The organism is Streptomyces sp. TRM70350, from assembly GCF_019219825.1.
In the GTDB taxonomy this organism is placed as follows: Bacteria; Actinomycetota; Actinomycetes; order Streptomycetales; family Streptomycetaceae; genus Streptomyces.
This window is the reverse complement of the sequence record NZ_JAHUXH010000002.1, coordinates 127405-146580: the sequence shown is the minus strand read 5'-3', so window position 1 is coordinate 146580 and position 19176 is coordinate 127405. Positions and strand designations below refer to the sequence as shown.

18 protein-coding genes are annotated in these 19176 nt (G+C 71.7%); 4 read left to right on the top strand and 14 right to left on the bottom strand.

What is annotated here, in order from left to right; genetic code table 11:
* Positions 1-49 precede the first annotated feature (49 nt).
* The 4 genes from KWI83_RS04045 to KWI83_RS04030 form a co-directional block, all read right to left on the bottom strand.
* A complete protein-coding gene (locus KWI83_RS04045) occupies positions 50-1078 on the bottom strand; it encodes a 6-phosphofructokinase (RefSeq protein WP_218512860.1) in 1029 nt (342 codons plus the stop codon).
* Positions 1079-1202: 124 nt separating this feature from the next.
* Positions 1203-1886 carry a response regulator transcription factor gene (locus tag KWI83_RS04040; RefSeq protein WP_218512859.1) on the bottom strand — a complete coding sequence of 228 codons (684 nt, stop codon included), beginning with the start codon at positions 1884-1886 and terminating at the stop codon, positions 1203-1205.
* Positions 1883-3097, bottom strand: coding sequence for a MacS family sensor histidine kinase (gene macS / locus KWI83_RS04035; RefSeq protein ID WP_218512858.1), 1215 nt, complete (start codon positions 3095-3097; stop codon positions 1883-1885). The genes KWI83_RS04040 and macS overlap by 4 nt, the downstream gene beginning before the upstream one ends.
* Positions 3098-3115: 18 nt before the next feature.
* Positions 3116-3928, bottom strand: a complete 813-nt coding sequence (locus tag KWI83_RS04030; RefSeq protein ID WP_218512857.1) for a 1-acyl-sn-glycerol-3-phosphate acyltransferase — start codon at positions 3926-3928, stop codon at positions 3116-3118.
* 163 nt (positions 3929-4091) lie between these two features.
* On the opposite strand from KWI83_RS04030, the gene KWI83_RS04025 reads away from it, so the two are divergent.
* Complete coding sequence (locus KWI83_RS04025; RefSeq protein ID WP_218512856.1) at positions 4092-4871, top strand: carboxylesterase; 780 nt, start codon at positions 4092-4094, stop codon at positions 4869-4871.
* On the top strand, positions 4864-5508 hold the full coding sequence (locus KWI83_RS04020) for a hypothetical protein (RefSeq protein ID WP_218512855.1): 645 nt from the start codon (positions 4864-4866) through the stop codon (positions 5506-5508). Before KWI83_RS04025 ends, KWI83_RS04020 begins: the two co-directional genes overlap by 8 nt.
* Positions 5509-5577: 69 nt before the next feature.
* Here the strand turns inward: KWI83_RS04020 and KWI83_RS04015 are convergent, their stop codons facing one another.
* The 6 genes from KWI83_RS04015 to KWI83_RS03990 form a co-directional block, all read right to left on the bottom strand.
* Positions 5578-6327, bottom strand: a complete 750-nt coding sequence (locus tag KWI83_RS04015; protein ID WP_218512854.1) for an endonuclease/exonuclease/phosphatase family protein — start codon at positions 6325-6327, stop codon at positions 5578-5580.
* A 125-nt stretch (positions 6328-6452) separates the two neighbouring features.
* Positions 6453-7406, bottom strand: a complete 954-nt coding sequence (locus tag KWI83_RS04010; RefSeq protein WP_218512853.1) for an ROK family glucokinase — start codon at positions 7404-7406, stop codon at positions 6453-6455.
* Positions 7407-7461: 55 nt separating this feature from the next.
* Positions 7462-7980 (bottom strand): DUF5304 domain-containing protein, encoded by a 519-nt coding sequence (locus tag KWI83_RS04005; protein ID WP_218512852.1) that lies wholly within the window; start codon positions 7978-7980, stop codon positions 7462-7464.
* 366 nt (positions 7981-8346) lie between these two features.
* Entirely contained in the window at positions 8347-9516 is a 1170-nt protein-coding gene (locus KWI83_RS04000) for an ArsA family ATPase (RefSeq protein ID WP_218512851.1), read from the bottom strand.
* Positions 9517-9637: 121 nt separating this feature from the next.
* Positions 9638-10078 carry an SRPBCC family protein gene (locus tag KWI83_RS03995; RefSeq protein ID WP_218512850.1) on the bottom strand — a complete coding sequence of 147 codons (441 nt, stop codon included), beginning with the start codon at positions 10076-10078 and terminating at the stop codon, positions 9638-9640.
* A 123-nt stretch (positions 10079-10201) separates the two neighbouring features.
* Entirely contained in the window at positions 10202-10999 is a 798-nt protein-coding gene (locus KWI83_RS03990) for a metallophosphoesterase (RefSeq protein WP_218512849.1), read from the bottom strand.
* Positions 11000-11337: 338 nt separating this feature from the next.
* On the opposite strand from KWI83_RS03990, the gene KWI83_RS03985 reads away from it, so the two are divergent.
* On the top strand, positions 11338-13134 hold the full coding sequence (locus tag KWI83_RS03985; protein WP_218512848.1) for a long-chain fatty acid--CoA ligase: 1797 nt from the start codon (positions 11338-11340) through the stop codon (positions 13132-13134).
* Between the two features lie 62 nt (positions 13135-13196).
* Here KWI83_RS03985 and KWI83_RS03980 read toward each other — a convergent pair whose 3' ends face one another.
* On the bottom strand, positions 13197-14339 hold the full coding sequence (locus KWI83_RS03980) for a glycosyltransferase family 4 protein (RefSeq protein ID WP_218512847.1): 1143 nt from the start codon (positions 14337-14339) through the stop codon (positions 13197-13199).
* Between the two features lie 34 nt (positions 14340-14373).
* On the opposite strand from KWI83_RS03980, the gene KWI83_RS03975 reads away from it, so the two are divergent.
* Entirely contained in the window at positions 14374-15651 is a 1278-nt protein-coding gene (locus tag KWI83_RS03975; RefSeq protein ID WP_308121982.1) for a glycosyltransferase 87 family protein, read from the top strand.
* Here the strand turns inward: KWI83_RS03975 and KWI83_RS03970 are convergent.
* The 3 genes from KWI83_RS03970 to KWI83_RS03960 all read right to left on the bottom strand — a co-directional run bounded on the left by KWI83_RS03970 (position 15620) and on the right by KWI83_RS03960 (position 18932).
* Positions 15620-16045 (bottom strand): VOC family protein, encoded by a 426-nt coding sequence (locus KWI83_RS03970; protein ID WP_218512845.1) that lies wholly within the window; start codon positions 16043-16045, stop codon positions 15620-15622. The genes KWI83_RS03975 and KWI83_RS03970 overlap by 32 nt on opposite strands.
* 10 nt (positions 16046-16055) lie before the next feature.
* Positions 16056-16430, bottom strand: coding sequence for a helix-turn-helix transcriptional regulator (locus tag KWI83_RS03965; RefSeq protein WP_218513216.1), 375 nt, complete (start codon positions 16428-16430; stop codon positions 16056-16058).
* A gap of 108 nt (positions 16431-16538) precedes the next feature.
* Positions 16539-18932: an excinuclease ABC subunit UvrA gene (locus tag KWI83_RS03960; protein ID WP_218512844.1), complete on the bottom strand. Its 2394-nt coding sequence runs from the start codon at positions 18930-18932 to the stop codon at positions 16539-16541.
* Between the last annotated feature and the right edge of the window lie 244 nt (positions 18933-19176).

Here is a 19176-nt window from a genome sequence, read left to right as displayed (position 1 = left end):
CTGTCCGAGTATGGGCCGAATATACGGCCCCTACCCGTGGGGCGCCGGGTCAGCCGAAGAACACCCCGACCTCCTCGTAGAGCTTCAGGTCGACCGTCTTCAGCCGGGCCGTGGCCTCGGCGATCGGGACCCGGACGATGTCGGTGCCGCGCAGGGCGACCATCGTGCCGAAGTCGCCGTCGCGGACGCAGTCGATGGCGTGCAGGCCGAAGCGGGTGGCGAGCCAGCGGTCGAAGGCGCTGGGCGTGCCGCCGCGCTGGACGTGCCCGAGGACGGTCGTCCGGGCCTCCTTGCCGGTCCGCTTCTCGATCTCCTTGGCGAGCCACTCGCCGACCCCGGACAGCCGTACGTGCCCGAAGGAGTCGAGGGTCTGGTCCTTGAGGACCAGGTCGCCGTCCTTCGGCATGGCTCCCTCGGCCACGACGACGATCGGGGCGTACGACGCCTTGAACCGGGACGTCACCCAGGCGCACACCTGGTCGACGTCGAAGCGCTGCTCGGGGATGAGGATGACGTTGGCGCCGCCGGCCAGGCCGGAGTGGATGGCGATCCAGCCGGTGTGACGGCCCATCACCTCGACGACCAGGACGCGCATATGGGACTCGGCGGTGGTGTGCAGGCGGTCGATCGCCTCGGTGGCGATGCCGACGGCGGTGTCGAAGCCGAAGGTGTAGTCCGTGGCGGACAGGTCGTTGTCTATCGTCTTCGGTACGCCGACGCAGGGCACGCCGTACTCGCCGGACAGCCGTGCGGCGACGCCGAGGGTGTCCTCGCCGCCGATCACGATGAGCGCGTCGACCTCGTGCTTGGCGAGGTTCTCCTTGATCCGGGCGACGCCGTTGTCGTGCTGGAACGGGTTGGTGCGCGAGGAGCCGAGGATGGTGCCGCCGCGGGGCAGGATGCCGCGCACGGCCGGGATGTCGAGGCGCGTGACGTCACCGTCGAGCGGACCGCGCCAGCCGTCCCGGAAGCCGACGAAGCCATGGCCGTACTCCTGCACGCCCTTGCGGACGATGCCCCGGATGACGGCGTTGAGCCCGGGGCAGTCGCCGCCTCCGGTCAGTACTCCGACCCGCATGGAATTGTCCCTTCGCCGCGGTTGCCGTGTGCCGTACGAGCACGCTAATGGTGACTCAGGTCACTACGGCATGGCCCGTAAGGGCAATTCCGGTGAGTCGGCGAATGGTTGGTTCGGACGGGTCCTACTCCTCGTCGAGACCGCGCTCTATCGCGTACCTCACGAGTTCCACCCGGTTGTGCAACTGGAGCTTGCCGAGGGTGTTCTGGACGTGGTTCTGGACCGTGCGGTGGGAGATGACCAGCCGTTCGGCGATCTGCTTGTAGCTCAGGCCCTTGGCGACCAGCCGCAGCACCTCGGTCTCGCGGTCGGTCAGCCGGGGCGCCTTGGGCTCGTCGGCGTCCGCCGCCGCGCCGGACGCAGGGTCCGAGGCGAGGCGCCGGTACTCCCCGAGCACCAGCCCCGCCAGGCCCGGCGTGAAGACCGGGTCGCCGGCGGCCGTACGGCGTACCGCGTCCAGCAACTGCTCCGTGGACGCCGACTTCAGCAGATAGCCGGTCGCGCCGGACTTCACCGCCTCCAGCACGTCGGCGTGCTCACCGCTCGCCGACAGCACCAGGACCCGCAGCGCCGGGTTGTGGGCGACCAGCTCCTTGCAGACCTGGACGCCGGGCTTGGCGGGCAGGTTGAGGTCCAGGACGAGGACGTCGGGCGCGGCCGCCTTGGCGCGGCGTACCGCCTGGTCGCCGTCGCCCGCGGTGGCGACCACCTCGAAGCCGGACTCGGCCAGGTCGCGGGCGACCGCGTCGCGCCACATGGGGTGGTCGTCGACCACCATCACCTTGATCGGGCCCTGCTGTTCGCTCATCGCTGCCCCCGCGCCATCTGCTTCGGTACCTTCAGCTCGACTTCCGTGCCCTGTCCGGGCGTTGAGATCAGCTCGGCCGTGCCGCCCAGGTCGCGCAGCCTGCCGCAAATGGACAGCGCCACGCCGAGCCGTCCCTCGCCCTCGGCCTGCGCGAGACGGCCCTCGGGGATGCCGGGGCCGTCGTCGCGGACGGTCACGATCACCGCGTCGGGCTCGTCCTCGACCAGGATCCAGGCCCGGGCGCCCGCACCGGCGTGCTTGCGGACGTTGTCCAGCGCCGCCGACACGGCGGCCGCCAGCTCCCGCGCGGCGGACGGCGGCAGCAGGACGGGCGCGCCGGGCTCGGCGAGACTGACCCGGGCGGCGGCGAACGGGGCGAGCAGCGCGCGCAGATCGACGGGGCCGCCGTCGTCGTCCGACTCCTCTACGGTGCGGACGACCGCTCCCTCGGCGGCGTCCTCCGAGACCCGGGAGACGGGCACCATGCCGCCGGACACCAGCGTGCGCAGGGCGACCTCCTGCTCACCGGCCATGCGGCCCAGCTCGGCCGCCTCACCGCCGATGACCGCGCCGCGCCGCTGCACCATCGCCAGCACCTGGAGCACGCTGTCGTGGATGTCCCGGGCGAGCCGCTCCCGCTCCCGGGTCGCGGCCTCGATCTCCAGGGCGCGGGCGAGGGTGCGCTCGGAGGCGCGGGCCACCTCGACGACGTACCCGATGGCGATGGAGGCGATCCAGACCAGCAGCACCATGTGGACGGTGTCGCGGGTCGGTACGCCGGAGCGGTGGACCAGGTTGGCGGCGGCGACCAGCGTGGAGGCGAAGGCCGCCCAGCGCCAGCCGCCCTTGATGGCGAAGGCCAGCACGGCGCCCGCAGTCCATATCGACGGCAGCGTCGGGGCGCCCGCGTCGATCCGCTCGGGCGTCTCGGCGACCCGGGTGAGCAGGATCCCGGCCAGGGCGATGGCGAGGTCGACGGTGAGGAAGCGCTTGGTGCAGCTGGCGGCGTTGGCGACCCTGGGCAGGGTGGCCAGGGTCCAGACGGCCAGGACGGCCAGGTAGGCGATGGTCACTCCGGGGCGGGCCACCTCGTCGTAGGCGCTGACGAAGAGCCCGATCGCGTACACCATGGTCAGGACGCGGTACCCCATGAGCGCCCGCCACAGCGGCTGCTCGACCGACATCCTCATGACGCGCTCACGCCTGGCCATGTCCCCCCGCCCCCGTCGCTACTGGTCGGCCCGCTGTTCCTTTTCCTTCAGCGCCTGTTCTTTTGCCTTCTGCGCCCGTTCTCTTTCCTTCTGCGCCTGTTCCTTCTCGGCCTGCGCGAGCGCGGCCTTGGCCGCCTTGGCCGCTTCCTTCTCCGCCTTGGCCGCCTCCGCGATCTGCCGCTTGGCGGCGGTCGCGTAGATGTCGACGTACTCCTGGCCGGAGAGCTTCATGATCTCGTACATGACCTCGTCGGTCACCGCGCGGAGCACGAAACGGTCGTGCTCCATGCCCCGGTAGCGGCTGAAGTCCAGCGGCTTGCCGATCCGGATGCCGGGCCGCATCAGCTTCGGCACGACCTTGCCGGGCGGCTGGATCTTCTCCGTGTCGATCATCGCGACCGGGATGACGGGGGCGCCGGTGGCGAGCGCCACGCGCGCGAGGCCGCCGGGCTTGCCGCGGTAGAGGCGGCCGTCGGGCGAGCGGGTGCCCTCCGGGTAGATGCCGAACAGCTCACCGCGCTCGATGACCTCTATGCCGCTCTTGATCGCGGCCTCGCCCGCGCCCCGGGCGCCGGAGCGGTCCACCGGGAGCTGGCCGACGCCCTTGAAGAACGCGGCGGTCAGACGGCCCTTGATGCCGGGGGTGGTGAAGTACTCGGCCTTCGCGATGAAGGTGACCTTCCGGTCGAGCACGGCGGGCAGGAAGAACGAGTCGGAGAAGGACAGGTGGTTGCTGGCCAGAATCGCGGGACCCTCGGCGGGAACGTTCTCCAGGCCCTCCACCCAGGGCCGGAAGACGAGCTTCAGCGGCCCCCCGACGGAAACCTTCATCGCGCCGTACAACAACCGAGTGCCTCCTGTGTCTATAGATCAGACCTTAACCCGGCGGCCGGGCAATGAACCCGACGACCCTGGTCGGTGTCAGTGCGGTCGCGTACGGTGAAGCACACCTGGACTCTTTTCACGCCCCTCTCACATGAACAGGAGACCGAAGGTGCCGGTCCTTCCTGGAGCCGAGCCGTACCGCCATGACGGCGGAGAAGTCGGCGTCCTGCTCTGCCACGGCTTCACCGGTTCCCCCCAGTCACTGCGTCCCTGGGCGGAGTTCCTCGCCGAGCACGGCCTGTCCGTCACGCTGCCGCTGCTGCCCGGGCACGGCACGCGCTGGGAGGACATGGAGCTCACGGGCTGGCAGGACTGGTACGCCGAGGTGGACCGCGAGCTGCGCGCGCTCAGCCGCCGGTGCGCGCAGGTGTTCGTGTTCGGCCTGTCCATGGGCGGCGCCCTCGCGCTGCGGCTCGCGGCCCGGCACGGGGACGCGGTCAGCGGTGTGGTGGTCGTCAACCCGGCGAACAAGGTGCACGGACTGTCGGCGTACGCCCTGCCGGTCGCCCGCCATCTCGTGCGGTCGACGAAGGGGATCACCAGCGACATCGCCAGGCCCGGTGTGGTCGAGATCGGCTACGACCGGGTCCCGCTGCACGCCGCGCACTCCCTGCGGACCTTCTTCCGGATCGTCGACGGCGAGTTGCCGCAAGTGACGCAGCCACTGCTGCTTCTGCACAGCCCGCAGGACCATGTGGTGCCGCCGGCCGACTCGGCCCGGATCCTCAGCCGGGTGTCGTCCACGGACGTCCGGGAGGTCCTGCTGGAACAGAGCTACCACGTCGCGACGTTGGACCACGACGCGGACCGGATCTTCGAGGAGAGCCTCGCGTTCATCGGCCGGCTCGCACCCAGTGTCGGCAAGGAAGGGACGGCCGCAGGTGGCTGAACACCACTCCGACCGCGAGGACCGCGAGGACCACGAGGAGCGGGAAGAAACGGAGGCTCGCCAGGCCCGCGCCGGGGAGCGGCGCGAGCCCGGTGAGCAGCATGTGCCGTTCGACGAGGACGCCGCCTGGGCGGCGATCGTCGCCGGGTTCGGCGAGGAGCCGCCGGACCCGCCGGGGGCCAAGCCGTTCAAGTCGGTGGAGGATCTGGCGTTGCTGGAGTCCGAGACGAACGACGGTGCGGGCGAGGCGGGCGAGCGGGAGCCGGAGCCCGAGAAGGAGGCGCCGAAGCCGCTCGGCGGCTCGGTGACCTTCGCGCCGGGCGTGGGCGCCGGGCCCCGGGACTACTCCCCGCCCGAGCCGTCCGACGAGGACCTCGGCGAGGACGACGAGGGCCACTTCGTACCGCCGGAGCCGCCGCCGCTGCCCGCCGCCGACGCCACGGCCAAGTTCGCGTGGCTGGGGGTGCTGGGCGGGCCGGTGCTGCTTCTGCTGGCGGTGCTGCTCGGCTGGGACATGACCTGGTGGCTGACCACGCTCGGCATCGGCGGCTTCCTGGGCGGCTTCGCGACGCTGGTGATGCGGATGCGGACGGACGAGGAGGACGACGACGATCCGGGGCGGGGCGCGGTCGTCTGACCTGCGGGCACTGTGAGGGCTGGCTCGCGGGCACTTTCAGGGCTGGCCGCGGGCACTTCAGGGCGCACTTCAGGGCTGGCTCGCGGGCACTCTGAGGGCGGCCAGGACCGGGAGGTGGTCCGTGGCCGCCCTCAGGTCCGTGTCCGTGACGCCGGGGTGGCCCTGCGGCACCCCGCAGCCGAGGACCTTGATCCCCTTGGTCGCGAAGATCGCGTCGATGCGCTGGTGGGGTGCGGCCGGGGTCGAGGTGTACTCGCCGCCCCAGGGTACGGTGGCCCAGCAGTCCTGGAGTCGCTCGGCCAGGCGCTGGAAAGTGCGTCCGCCGGGCCGTTCGTTGAGGTCGCCGCCCGCGATCACATGCTCCGTGCCGAGGTCGGCGACACGGTCGAGGAGCATCCCGGCCTGCTCGTACCGCTCGTCCTTCCGCAGGCTCAGGTGACAGCTCACGACGCCCAGCCGGGCGCCGCCGAAGCGTACGACGGCGGTGGCGAGGCCGCGCCGGTGCAGGCCCGGCGTGAGCGGCAGGAGCACGTCCTCCGTCCGTTCGACGGTGGCCCGCAGGGAGCACAGCAGCGCCGGTCCGGCGGCGGTCGCGCCGCCCGAGAGGATCACCTGTCCCGACGCGGCGGCCAGCCGGGCCAGCTTCTTGCGCCAGCGGAAGAAGCGGGGCGCCTCCTGGATCAGGGTCAGGTCGGGGTCGCAGGCGCTGATCACGCGGGCGAGTGCGGCGGTGTCGTCGCGCATCGAGCGGATGTTGTAGCTGAGGACGCGCAGGACGGCGGAACCGTCCGGCTCGGTACGGGAGTTGGGCAGCTCCATGTGGATCAATCTACGCCCCACGGCTCGGGGCGCGAGGGTTTGTGGGCGACTGCCGGTTCGTTGTGGCTTGTCGCGCAGTTCCCCGCGCCCCTTGGCGTCGAACGGACCCTTACATAAACGGACCCTTACATGATCGGATCGGGCTCCCGGGCCAGGTCCGCCGCGCCCACCAGCCCGGCCTTGTTGCCCAGCTGCGCGGCGATCACCTCGGCCACCGGGCGCCAGTTGCCGCCCACGAGCCACCGCTTGTACGACTTGCGGATCGGGCCCAGGACCAGCTCGCCCTCCTCGGACAGCCCGCCGCCGACGATGAACGCGGACGGGTCGAAGAGGGAGGCGAGGTCGGCGAGGCCCGCACCGGCCCAGCGGGCGAGTTCGCGGTAGGAGTCGACGGCGACGGGGTCGCCCTGGCGGGCGGCCATGGAGATGTGCTTGCCCTCGATGCCGTCGGGGGTGCCGTCGCCGAGGCTGAGCAGCAGCTCCGCGTTCTCGGGGGTGGCGTTGGCGCGCTGCTTGGCGTACCGCACGAGGGCGCGGCCGGAGGCGTACTGCTCCCAGCAGCCCTGCGAGCCGCAGCCGCACAGCAGCCCGTCCGGCACCATCCGGATGTGGCCGAACTCGGCGGCCACGCCGAAGTGCCCGCGGCGCAGCTTGTTGCCGATGATGATGCCGCCGCCGAGGCCGGTGCCGAGCGTGATGCAGATGACGTTGCGGTGGCCCTTGCCCGCGCCGAACTTGTACTCGCCCCATGCGGCGGCGTTGGCGTCGTTCTCCACGACGACGGGGAGGCCGGTGCGTGCCTCGACCTTCTCCTTCAGCGGCTCGTTGCGCCAGTCGATGTTGGGCGCGAAGTAGACCGTCGAGCGCTGCCGGTTGACGTATCCGGCGGCACCGATGCCCACGCCGACGATCTCGTGTCCCGCGCGCGCACCCTCCACTGCCGAGGCGATGGAGTCCACGATGGCCTCGGGGGTGGTGGGCGTCGGCACCTTGAAGGTCGAGAGGATGTTGCCTTCCTCGTCGACCACGCCGGCCGCGATCTTCGTGCCGCCGATGTCGACGCCGATGGTGAGTCCCATGAATCCCTCAGTTTCGGTCGAGCCCCGCTACGGCCAACCGTACCCGAGCAGTGCGTCAGTCCAAGTCGATGCGCTGGCCGGGGCCCGTGCCCTCGCCGGGGTCGCGGCGGGGGTCGTCGAGGCTCTTCAGTTCGTCCGAGGCGCTGGCGGTGTCCGTACCGGCCGTCCAGCGGCGTTCCTGGGCCTGGACCGCGGAGCGGTACGCGGCGAGGAGTTCGTGACCGGCCGCGGCGAGGTGGTCGAAGACGTCCGGGTTGCGTTCGATCACGGGTTCCACGGCGGCCTTGGCCTGCTGTACGACCTGCTGCACCATCTGCTGGGCGGCCGGGCCGGCGACCGCGCCGAGCAGCGGCGACTGCAGCCCGGACAGCTTGTCCGCGACGGTGTCGACGAGCCGGCGCAGCTCCTCGGCGGCCGAGCCGGGCGGCGGCCCCTGCTGGGCCCGGCGGCGGGCCTTCTCCGCCTCCAGGTCCTCGGCACACGCGGTCGCCCACGCGTCGGCGTCACCCGTGGGACGCGGCTCGTCGACCGGCTGCTCCTGAGCGGCGTCGGAGAGGGGGCGCTCTTCGCTCATGGCGGGCTCCTGACTACGTCTCGTTCCTACGACGTTACCCGAACGGGGGGAGCGGTTTCACGGCGTCCGCAACGGATGCACAGCACACCCTCACGCAGACCCGCCCCGGCAACGGTGCCCCAGGCGCAGCGCGGACGGCAGCGGGACGCGGCGGAACCGAGCGGCCGTGACCACCACGTCACCGCCGCGCCGAAAGTGGATAGCAGTTCACGGCGTCCGCGGCCACAGCCCAGGGTCCGGCGTGAACCGAATGCACAACTCACCCTCACACAGACCCACCCCCGCGACGGCGCACCGACGCAACGCGGACGGCAGCCGGACGGCCGAGACCACCACGTCACCGCCGCGCCGAAAGTGGATGGCAGTTCACGGCGTCCGCGGCCACAGCTCAGGGTCAGGCGTGAACCGAATGCACAACTCACCCTCACACAGACCCGCCCCGGCAACGGCGCACCGGCGCAGGGCGGAGGGCAGCGGGACCACGCGGCGGAATGGGGCGGCCGAGACCACGATGTCGTCGCCGCGTCGGACGAGGTCGAGGTCCTCGCGCACGGCGCCGGGGAGCGGGATGTGCCAGACGAGCACGCCGTCGTCGGCGAGCCGGTCCTCGACGGGCCACTCGACGCGGGCGGGCGTCTCCTCGGCCACGGGTACGGCGAGGGCGGCGAGGTCGTCGGTGCCGCGCGGGTCGCGCCCGAGGTGGGGGACGCGGCGCACGTCGTAGGCGGCTGCCCACTCGTCGACGGCTTTCCGCTGCTGGGCGAGCGGCCCGGCGAGCCAGCCGTCCCCCGCCTCCTCCGGGAGCACCCGGTTGGCGATCAGCACGTCGGGGCGCAGGCCGCGCAGGGCGAGGCCGAGGGTGGCGGCGTGGACGGCGTCGAGGCCGGACGGGGAGGGCTCGGCGACGAGCCGTACGGTCGTGGCGCGGTCGGCCAGGACGGCTTCCAGGGCGGCGAGTTCGAGGTCCCAGCGGGCGGCGGTCTCGTACAGCCAGTCCGCGGGCATGGGTACGCCGGCCAGTCGGCCCAGTACGGGGCGCAGGGCGCGGGCGGCCTGCCGCTCGGGCGGGAGCAGGCGGCGCAGATAACGCCGGAGTTCCTCGGGCAGGGCGAGGAGGGCGAGGGCGTGCGGGGTGGGTGGCAGATCGACGACGAGCAGCTCGTGCGCCTCGGCGAGGGCGGCGTCGCGCAGGGCGCGGAGTATGGCGAGCTCCTCCGCGCCGGGGAGCGGGGTGAGCTCCTCGGCGTCGAGCGGACTGGCGCCGAGCAGGTCGAGCACGGTGGACGCACGTTCCTGCAGCCCGGCGAGGTCCTCCTGGAAACCGGCGGCGGGGTCGGGACGCCATGCGGTGAGGCCGGGCGCGGCTGCCACGGGGGCCGGTCCGGTCGCCGTCCCCAGCGCGGCCCCGAGCGTGTCGTTCCGGTCGGTGCCGAGAACGAGCGTGCGGACGCCTTCGCGCGCGGCAGCGAGCGCGGTGGCCGCGGCGACGGTGGTACGGCCGCTGCCGCCGGGCCCGGTGATCAAGATGGTGCGCATGAGGGTGAACCGTACCGGGGCGTCGACGGCCCGCCCGTCCACGGCCGCACGGCGTGGTGGGCAGGCCGTGGTGGGCAGGCCGTGATGGGCAGGCCGTGATGGGCAGGCCGTGATGGGCAGGCTACTGGCCGGACTCCACCCGCTTCTTCAGACCCGCCAGCGCCCGGTCGATGATCACCTTCTCCGCCTTGCGCTTGATCATCCCGAGCATCGGGATCTTGACGTCCACCGTCAGCTGGTAGGTGACCTCCGTCGAGCCCGCGCCGGCCGGCTTGAGGAGGTACGAGCCGTCCAGGGACCGCAGCATCTGGGACTTCACCAGCGTCCAGGAGACCTCGTGCTCCCCGGTCCAGGTGTACGCCAGCGTCTGGTCGTCCTTGATCGCGCCGGCGTCCATGACCAGCCGTACCTGCTCGGCGCGGCCCTCGCCGTCGGTCTTGAGGACCTCCGCCTCCTTCACCTCACCGGTCCAGTCCGGGTAGCGGGCGAAGTCGGCGATCACCGCCATGACGTCGGCCGGAGCCGCCTCGATCTCGATGCTCGAGCTGGTGTGTTCCGCCATCGCCGTGGCTCCTCCAGATGCGGTCCGGCAAGAGGTCGTCGTGCGCACGTGTGTGCCGCGTGCAGGCTACCGCGCGGCGACCCACCCGCCGTCACCCCTACCTGCGCGTACCGGCCGCGGAGCTCACCACTGAAGGGCCCACGGCCGCCCCGTGTCCGCGAAGTGCCCCACGTTCACGCACTCGGTCGCGCCGATCCGCATCCGGCTGACGAGCGGCTGGTGGACATGCCCGAAGAGGGAGTAACGGGGCCGCGTGCGGCGGATGGCGTCGAGCAGCGCCCGGCTCCCCCGCTCGAAGCGCCGCGCCACCGTGTCGTACACCAGCTCCGGCACCTCCGGCGGGATGTGTGTGCACAGCACGTCGACCTCGCCCACCGCCTCGATCTTCGCGGCGTACTCCTCGTCGCTGATCTCGTACGGCGTGCGCATGGGCGTGCGCAGGCCGCCGCCCACGAAGCCGAACACCCAGCCCTCGATCTCCACCCGCTCGCCGTCCAGCACCGTCGTGCCCGGCCCGGCGTACTCCCGCCACAGTGGCGGCATGTCGACATTGCCGTAGGTGGCGTACGTCGGTGTCGGGAACGCGGCGAACAGCTCGGCGTACTGCTTGCGCACCGCCCGCTCGATCACCGCGGCCCGGTCCTCCCCGAACCCCGCCCACAGCCGGGCGCCCAGCTCGCGCGCCTCCTCGAAGCGCCGGGCGGTGCGCAGGGCGACGATGCGGTCGGCGTTCTCGACACCGAACAGGTCGGGGAAGATGCCGCGCGAGTGGTCGGCGTAGTCGAGGAAGAGGACCAGGTCCCCGAGGCAGACGAGCGCGTCCGCGCCGTCCCCGGCGCGTGCGAGGTCACGCGCGTTGCCGTGCACGTCGCTGACCACATGGATCCGCGTCCTGCGGTCACCGGCTGGTGTGGGTGCCATGGCGATCAAGGGTAAGCGTGTGCGACTGACGTGAACAGTGGCGGCCGGACCTGCGATTACTCGCCAGTCGGGAAATCCGTCGACTACTGTGCGCACAGGAGCACCAACAGGAACATCGACCAAGCACCAACTGTGTGACGCAGCGAACATCTCGCCGGACCCCCCTGTCGTAGACGCCATACCGGCGGGTAACGTCCGGGCAGTCCAGTCGTGCTCAGGTTTTCAACCAGTGGGATCCGTTGGCTCCTGCCGGACCCTGAGCGCCCTGCCCGAGCCTTGGACCGGACCGTCGCAGCACACAACGTCGTGGCGCCGGCGCCCTATGAGGAGCAGCAGTCTTGCGCGAGTTCAGCCTTCCGGCTTTGTACGAGGTCCCCTCGGACGGCAACCTGACGGACATCGTCCGCAGAAACGCCGCGCAGCATCCCGACGTCGCCGTGATCGCCCGCAAGGTCGGCGCCGCCTGGCAGGACGTGACGGCCGCCGCCTTCCTCGACGAGGTCCGCGCCGCGGCCAAGGGCCTCATCGCCTCCGGCGTGCGGCCGGGCGACCGGGTCGGACTGATCTCCCGTACCCGCTACGAGTGGACGCTGCTCGACTTCGCGATCTGGAGCGCGGGCGCGGTCACCGTACCGGTGTACGAGACCAGTTCGCCGGAGCAGGTGCAGTGGATCCTCAGCGACTCGGGCGCGACCGCCTGCGTGGTGGAGACGGACCACCTGGCGGCCGCCGTCGAGTCGGTGCGCGACCGGCTGCCCGAGCTGAAGCACGTCTTCCAGATCGAGGGCGGCGGCGTCGACGAGCTGGGCCGTCTGGGCCAGGGTGTCAGCGACGCGGCGGTCGAGGAGCGCAGCTCGCTGGCGAAGGCCGACGACCCCGCGACGATCGTCTACACCTCGGGCACCACCGGCCGCCCCAAGGGCTGCGTGCTCACCCACCGCAGCTTCTTCGCGGAGTGCGGCAACGTCGTCGAGCGCCTGCGCCCCCTCTTCCGCACCGGCGAGTGCAGCGTGCTGCTCTTCCTGCCGCTGGCGCACGTGTTCGGCCGCATGGTGCAGATCGCGCCGATGGTGGCTCCGATCAGGCTGGGCTGTGTCCCGGACATCAAGAACCTCACCGACGAACTGGCCTCGTTCCGGCCGACGTTGATCCTCGGAGTGCCGCGCGTCTTCGAGAAGGTCTACAACTCGGCCCGTGCCAAGGCCCAGGCGGACGGCAAGGGCAAGATCTTCGACAAGGCGGCGGACACCGCGATCGCGTACAGCAAGGCGCTGGACACCCCCTCCGGCCCCTCGATGGGTCTCAAGATCAAGCACAAGGTGTTCGACAAGCTCGTCTACAGCAAGCTGCACGCCGTCCTCGGCGGCCGCGGCGAGTACGCCATCTCCGGCGGCGCCCCGCTCGGCGAGCGCCTCGGCCACTTCTTCCGCGGCATCGGCTTCACCGTCCTGGAGGGCTACGGCCTGACCGAGTCCTGCGCCGCCACCGCCTTCAACCCGTGGGACCGGCAGAAGATCGGCACGGTCGGCCAGCCGCTGCCCGGCTCGGTGGTGCGGATCGCGGACGACGGCGAGGTGCTGCTGCACGGCGAGCACCTGTTCAAGGAGTACTGGAACAACCCGGGCGCGACCGAGGAGGCCCTCGCCGACGGCTGGTTCCACACCGGCGACATCGGCACCCTCGACGAGGACGGGTACCTGCGGATCACCGGCCGCAAGAAGGAGATCATCGTCACCGCGGGCGGCAAGAACGTGGCGCCGGCCGTGATCGAGGACCGGATCCGGGCGCACGCGCTGGTCGCGGAGTGCATGGTGGTCGGCGACGGACGGCCGTTCGTGGGCGCGCTGATCACCATCGACGAGGAGTTCCTGGGCCGTTGGGCCGCCGACCACGGCAAACCGGCCGGCTCCACGGCCGCGTCCCTGCGCGACGACCCCGACCTGCTGGCCGCGATCCAGTCCGCCGTCGACGACGGCAACGCGGCGGTGTCGAAGGCGGAGTCGGTCCGCAAGTTCCGCATCCTGGACTCGCAGTTCACCGAGGACTCCGGTCACCTCACGCCGTCGCTGAAGCTGAAGCGGAACGTGGTGGCGAAGGACTTCGCGGCCGAGATCGAGGCGCTCTACCAGAAGTAGCAAGCTGTGTGACGTACCGTCAGGCGCGGGTCCACAGCAAGGGGACCCGCGCCGCGGTGGGTCTACAACAGCTCCTTGAGCCGTTCCGCCAGCAGGTCCCAGCGCCACTTCTCCTCGACCCAGCTCCGCCCCCGCTCCCCCATCCGGCGGCGCAGCTCGGCGTCCCCGAGGAGGGTGACGATCCGGTCGGCGGTGTCCTCCACGGACCCGCCGCGCACGACCCACCCGGTCTCCCCGTCGAGCACGGCGTCGGGCGCGCCCCCGGAGTCCCCGGCGACGACCGGCAGCCCGGTCGCGGACGCCTCCAGGTAGACGATGCCGAGCCCTTCGACGTCGAGCCCGCCGCGCCGGGTGCGGCACGGCATGGCGAAGACGTCACCGGCGCCGTAGTGGGCGGGCAGATCCGACCAGGGCACGGACCCGGTGAAGACCACGGAGTCCTCGACCCGGGTCTCCCGCGCCAGCTTGCGCAGCTCTCTCTCGTACGGCCCGCCCCCGACGATCAGCAGCACGGCGTCCGGCTCCTTGGCCAGGATCAGCGGCATGGCCAGGATCAGCGTGTCCTGCCCCTTGCGCGGCACGAGCCGGGAGACGCACACCACGACGGGCCGGTCGGTGAGCCCGAGCCGGGCCCGCACCCGGTCGCCGCCGGAGCCGGGGTGGAAGGTCTTCTCGTCGACGCCGGGCGGCAGTTGGACCATCCGCGCGGCCGCGTCCGGCGTCAGCGCCCCCGCGATCCGCGAGCGCGTGTACTCGCCCAGGTAGGTGAGGGTGTCGGTGGAGTCGCCGATCCGCCGCAACAGCTGCCGGGCGGCGGGCAGTTGGGCCCACCCGGCCTCGTGGCCGTGGGTGGTGGCCACCAGCCGCTCCGCGCCCGCCCCGCGCAGCGCCGGCGCCATCAGCCCGAGTGGCGCCGCCGCCCCGAACCACACCGACGTGCACCCGTGCGCGCGCAGCAGCGCGACGGCCTGCCGGGTCGCGGCGGGCGTCGGCAGCAGCATGGTCGTCCGGTCGCGTACGACGGTGAAGGGCTGCTCGGCGTCGAAGGCGGCGGTGGCCTCGACGCCCTCGCGGCTGCGCTTCCAGGTCGAGGCGTAGACGACGAGCCGGTCGGGATCCAGCCGGAGCGCCATGTTGTGCAGAAACGCCTGGATGCCGCCGGGCCGGGGCGGGAAGTCGTTCGTGACGATCAGGGTCTTGCGCATCAGCGCCGACCCTACCCAACGTACACTCACGCGGGTGGACAGGACGGACGGAACGCGATCGCTGACCGGACTTCTCGCGCTCTGGGGACTGACCAGACTGCTGCTGCTCCTGTTCGTCTTCAAGGTGTACGTCTTCCCCGGCCCGGACGTCACCAGCGACGTCTCCGTGATCTACCAGGGCTGGTACGAGGTGCTGCGCACCGGCACGTTCCCGCTGGACGACGTCACCTGGCAGTACCCGCCCGCCGCCGCCCTGCCGGTCCTCTCCCCGGCGCTGCTGTCCTTCCTCGACTACGCGCAGGCCTTCTTCGTCCTGGCCTTCCTCGCCGACCTGGCCGTCCTCGCGCTGCTGCTGAACGCGGGCCTGCGCCCCGGCCGGGCGGTGCGCGGCGCCTGGGTGTGGGTGGTGGGCGTACCGCTGATCGGGCCGACGGTGTACGCGCGCTACGACGTGATGGTCACGGCCGTGGCGGTGGCCGCGCTCCTGGCGGGCACCCGCCGTCCCCGGCTGATGGGGGCGCTGGCGGGCCTCGGGGCGATGCTGAAGGTGTGGCCGGTGCTGCTGCTGATCGGTGCCGTGCGGCGCCGGGCGTGGGCCGCGGCGGCGGTGACGGCGGGGGTGCTGGTGACGCTGTTCACGCTGGCCATGCCGGGCGCCTTCGCGTTCCTGACCTTCCAGCGGGACCGGGGCACCGAAGTGGAGTCGCTGGGCGCGCTGGTGTTCCATGTGGCGCGGCACTTCGGCTGGGACGGGCAGGTGCTGCTCAACTACGGCTCGGTGGAGTTCCTCGGTCCGTACGTCGACGTGGTGAGCACCGCCGCCCTGGCGCTGACCGGGCTCTCCTTCGGCTGGCTGCTGCTGTGGCGGCTGACGGCGACGCGGTTCCTGCCGCACACGCTCGCGGACGCCGCCTTCGTGGCGGTGCTGATGTTCACGACCACGAGCCGGGTGATCAGCCCCCAGTACATGGTGTGGCTCGTCGGGGTCGCGGCGGTCTGCCTGTGTTTTCACCGCACCGGCATGCGCGTACCGGCCGCCCTGGTCCTGCTGGCGTCCCTGGTGACGATGCTGGAGTTCCCGCTCTGGTTCTCGCACGTCGTCGCCAGCGACCCGCTCGGCGTCACCCTCCTGTTCGTCCGCAACGGCCTGCTGGTGCTGGCCACCGTCGTCGCGGTCCGCGAGCTGTGGCGGGCGTCGGTGCCCCGCACCGACCGGCGGGAACCGGCGGGCCTCACGGACGCGGGCCCGAAGGGCGGGCCCCTGCACGGGGCCCGCGGGCTCACTTCCCGGGCTTCCCGAGGGGCTGGGTGAAGCGCAGCAGGTTCCCGGCCGGGTCGCGGAACGCGCAGTCGCGCACGCCGTAGGGCTGGTCCATCGGCTCCTGCAGGACCTCGGCGCCCGAGGCGCTGATGCGCTCGAAGGTGGCGTCGCAGTCCTCCGTCGCGAAGAGGACGCCGCGCAGCAGGCCCTTGGCCATCAGCTCCGCCAGCGCCTGTTTGTCGGCCGGCGAGGTGCCCGGGTCGGCGGCGGGCGGCTCCAGGACGATGTTGACGTCCGGCTGTGCGGGCGACCCTACGGTCACCCAGCGCATCCCCTCGAACCCGACGTCGTTGCGTACTTCGAGGCCGAGCACGTCGCGGTAGAAGGCGATCGCCTTGTCGTGGTCGTCGACGGCGATGAAGCAGGTGGAGAGCTTGAGATCCATGCCGCTCACGCTACGGGCGAGCGGCGGGCCGCGCTTCTCCGTTCCTGACCGGTCGCGTGTAGATCTTGGCCATGCAGGCGGGGATGGCGGCGCCCTGGTCGTGGCCGCGGGCCCGGTAGGCGCTCGGGCTCTCGCCGACCAGTTCCGTGAAGCGCGAGCTGAACGACCCCAGCGACGTACAGCCGACCGCGAAGCAGACCTCGGTCACCGAGAGGTCGCCCCGCCGCAGCAGCGCCTTGGCGCGCTCGATGCGGCGGGTCATCAGGTAGCTGTACGGCGTCTCGCCGTAGGCGGCGCGGAAGCTGCGGGAGAAGTGGCCCGGCGACATCAGGGCCTCACGCGCCAGCGCCGGGACGTCGAGCGGCTCGGCGTAGTCGCGGTCCATCCGGTCGCGGGCCCGCCGCAGCCGGACGAGGTCGTCGAGGTCCTGCCGTTTCACCCGACGAGTCTCCCACAGCGGCCCGGCACGGGCGGGGCCACTGTGGGAGCCCGGTCAGCCGCCGACGTACGCCGCGAGGTGCTCGCCGGTGAGGGTGGAGCGGGCGGCGACGAGGTCGGCCGGTGTGCCCTCGAAGACGATCTTGCCGCCGTCGTGGCCGGCGCCGGGGCCGAGGTCGATGATCCAGTCGGCGTGCGCCATGACCGCCTGGTGGTGCTCGATGACGATCACCGACTTGCCGGACTCCACGAGCCGGTCCAGCAGGCCGAGCAACTGCTCGACGTCGGCGAGGTGCAGGCCCGTCGTCGGCTCGTCGAGGACGTACACGCCGCCCTTGTCGGCCATGTGCGTGGCGAGCTTCAGCCGCTGCCGCTCGCCGCCGGACAGCGTGGTGAGCGGCTGGCCGAGGGTGAGGTAGCCGAGGCCGACGTCGGCGAGCCGGTCGAGGATCCTGTGCGCGGCGGGCGTGGCCGCCGCCCCGGCACGGAAGAACTCCTCGGCCTCGGTCACCGACATCGCGAGCACCTCGCTGATGTCGCGCCCGCCGAGCCGGTACTCCAGCACCTCCGCCTGGAACCGCTTCCCGTCGCAGTCCTCGCAGGGGGTGGCCACACCGGCCATCATCGCGAGGTCGGTGTAGATCACCCCGGCGCCGTTGCAGGTGGGGCAGGCGCCCTCGGAGTTGGCGCTGAACAGCGCGGGCTTGACCCCGTTGGCCTTGGCGAACGCCTTGCGGATCGGGTCGAGCAGTCCGGTGTACGTCGCCGGGTTGCTGCGCCGGGAACCGCGGATGGGCGTCTGGTCGACCGACACCACGCCCGCCGAGGCGGGGACGGAGCCGTGGATCAGCGAGCTCTTGCCGGACCCGGCGACGCCGGTGACCACGCACAGCACGCCGAGCGGGATGTCGACGTCGACACTGCGCAGGTTGTTCGCCGTCGCGCCGCGGATCTCCAGCGTGCCCTTCGGTGTCCGCACGGTCTCCTTCAGCGCCGCCCGGTCGTCGAGATGGCGGCCGGTGACGGTGCCGCTGGCCCGCAGCCCCTCGACGGTGCCCTCGAAGCAGACGGTGCCGCCCGCCGTACCGGCGCCGGGGCCGAGGTCGACGACGTGGTCGGCGATCGCGATGGCCTCCGGCTTGTGCTCGACGACGAGGACCGTGTTGCCCTTGTCCCGCAGCCGCAGCAGCAGGTCGTTCATCCGCTGGATGTCATGCGGGTGCAGGCCGATGGTGGGCTCGTCGAAGACGTACGTGATGTCGGTGAGCGCGGAGCCGAGGTGGCGGATCATCTTCACGCGCTGCGCCTCACCGCCCGACAGCGTGCCCGCGGGCCGGTCCAGTGAGAGGTAGCCGAGGCCGATCTCCACGAACGAGTCGAGGGTCTGCCGCAGCGCGGTGAGCAGCGGCGCCACCGAAGGCTCCTGGAGGGCGCGGACCCATTCGGCCAGGTCGCGGATCTCCATCGCGCAGGCGTCGGCGATGCTGACGCCCTTGATCTTCGACGACCGGGCGCCCTCGCTGAGCCGGGTGCCGTCGCACTCGGGACAGGTCGTGAAGGTGACGGCCCGCTCCACGAACGCCCGGATGTGCGGCTGCATCGCCTCCTTGTCCTTGGACAGGAACGACTTCTGGATCTTGGGGATCAGCCCCTCGTAGGTGAGGTTGACCCCGTTGACCTTGACCTTGGTCGGCTCGTGGTGGAGGAAGTCCCGCATCTCCTTCTGGGTGAAGTCGCGGATCGGCTTGTTCGGGTCGAGGAAGCCGGACTGGGCGTAGAGCCCGACGGTCCAGACGTTGTCGGACTTCCAGCCGGGGATGGTGAAGGCGCCCTCGGCGATCGACTTGGAGTCGTCGTAGAGCTGGGTGAGGTCGATGTCGGAGACCGTGCCGCGGCCCTCGCAGTGGGTGCACATGCCGCCGGTGCGCTGGAAGGTCGCCTTCTCCGCCTTGGTCTTGTTGCCGCGCTCGACGGTGATCGCGCCGCTCGCGCGGACCGAGGCGGTGTTGAAGGAGTACGCGCTGGGCGGGCCGATGTGCGGCTCGCCGAGCCGGCTGAAGAGGATGCGCAGCATCGCGTTGGCGTCGGTGGCGGTGCCGACGGTGGAGCGGGGGTCGGCGCCCATCCGCTGCTGGTCGACGCTGATCACGGTCGTCAGCCCGTCGAGCACGTCGACCTCGGGCCGCGCAAGCGTCGGCATGAAGCCCTGCACGAAGGCGCTGTACGTCTCGTTGATCAGCCGTTGCGACTCGGCGGCGATGGTGTCGAACACCAGCGAGCTCTTGCCCGAGCCGGACACGCCGGTGAACACCGTCAGCCTGCGCTTGGGGATCTCGATGCTGACGTCCTTGAGGTTGTTCTCACGCGCACCGTGCACGCGGATCATGTCATGGCTGTCGGCAGCGTGCGGCGCAGGCGACTGCGTGTTCGGTCTCGTGGGCATGCTCATGTCTCCGTCCTCCGTTCGGGGCAAGGCCGCCCCCGCGACTCCCCTCGGCCTCAGGCCCGCACCCGTGCGAAGACGCCGTCGAGGTCGACGCCCGTCACACTAGGCGCGCCCCGGGCGCCGACGCTTCTCGATTCCTGACCGGTTCCCTGCGCAGGCGGAACAGCGGCGACGCCGACGCGCACTGCATCCCCATCGCCGACGCAGGCACGCCCCGGGCAGCCCGAAGCCGGACAGCATACGCCAA

Coding starts and splice junctions, on each gene's coding strand:
- KWI83_RS04045 (WP_218512860.1), bottom strand. CDS start 1,078: ATGCGGGTCGGAGTACTGACCGGAGGCGGCGACTGCCCCGGGCTCAAC.
- KWI83_RS04040 (WP_218512859.1), bottom strand. CDS start 1,886: ATGAGCGAACAGCAGGGCCCGATCAAGGTGATGGTGGTCGACGACCAC.
- macS (WP_218512858.1), bottom strand. CDS start 3,097: ATGGCCAGGCGTGAGCGCGTCATGAGGATGTCGGTCGAGCAGCCGCTG.
- KWI83_RS04030 (WP_218512857.1), bottom strand. CDS start 3,928: ATGAAGGTTTCCGTCGGGGGGCCGCTGAAGCTCGTCTTCCGGCCCTGG.
- KWI83_RS04015 (WP_218512854.1), bottom strand. CDS start 6,327: ATGGAGCTGCCCAACTCCCGTACCGAGCCGGACGGTTCCGCCGTCCTG.
- KWI83_RS04010 (WP_218512853.1), bottom strand. CDS start 7,406: ATGGGACTCACCATCGGCGTCGACATCGGCGGCACGAAGATCGCGGCC.
- KWI83_RS04005 (WP_218512852.1), bottom strand. CDS start 7,980: ATGAGCGAAGAGCGCCCCCTCTCCGACGCCGCTCAGGAGCAGCCGGTC.
- KWI83_RS04000 (WP_218512851.1), bottom strand. CDS start 9,516: ATGCGCACCATCTTGATCACCGGGCCCGGCGGCAGCGGCCGTACCACC.
- KWI83_RS03995 (WP_218512850.1), bottom strand. CDS start 10,078: ATGGCGGAACACACCAGCTCGAGCATCGAGATCGAGGCGGCTCCGGCC.
- KWI83_RS03990 (WP_218512849.1), bottom strand. CDS start 10,999: ATGGCACCCACACCAGCCGGTGACCGCAGGACGCGGATCCATGTGGTC.
- KWI83_RS03980 (WP_218512847.1), bottom strand. CDS start 14,339: ATGCGCAAGACCCTGATCGTCACGAACGACTTCCCGCCCCGGCCCGGC.
- KWI83_RS03970 (WP_218512845.1), bottom strand. CDS start 16,045: ATGGATCTCAAGCTCTCCACCTGCTTCATCGCCGTCGACGACCACGAC.
- KWI83_RS03965 (WP_218513216.1), bottom strand. CDS start 16,430: ATGGACCGCGACTACGCCGAGCCGCTCGACGTCCCGGCGCTGGCGCGT.
- KWI83_RS03960 (WP_218512844.1), bottom strand. CDS start 18,932: ATGAGCATGCCCACGAGACCGAACACGCAGTCGCCTGCGCCGCACGCT.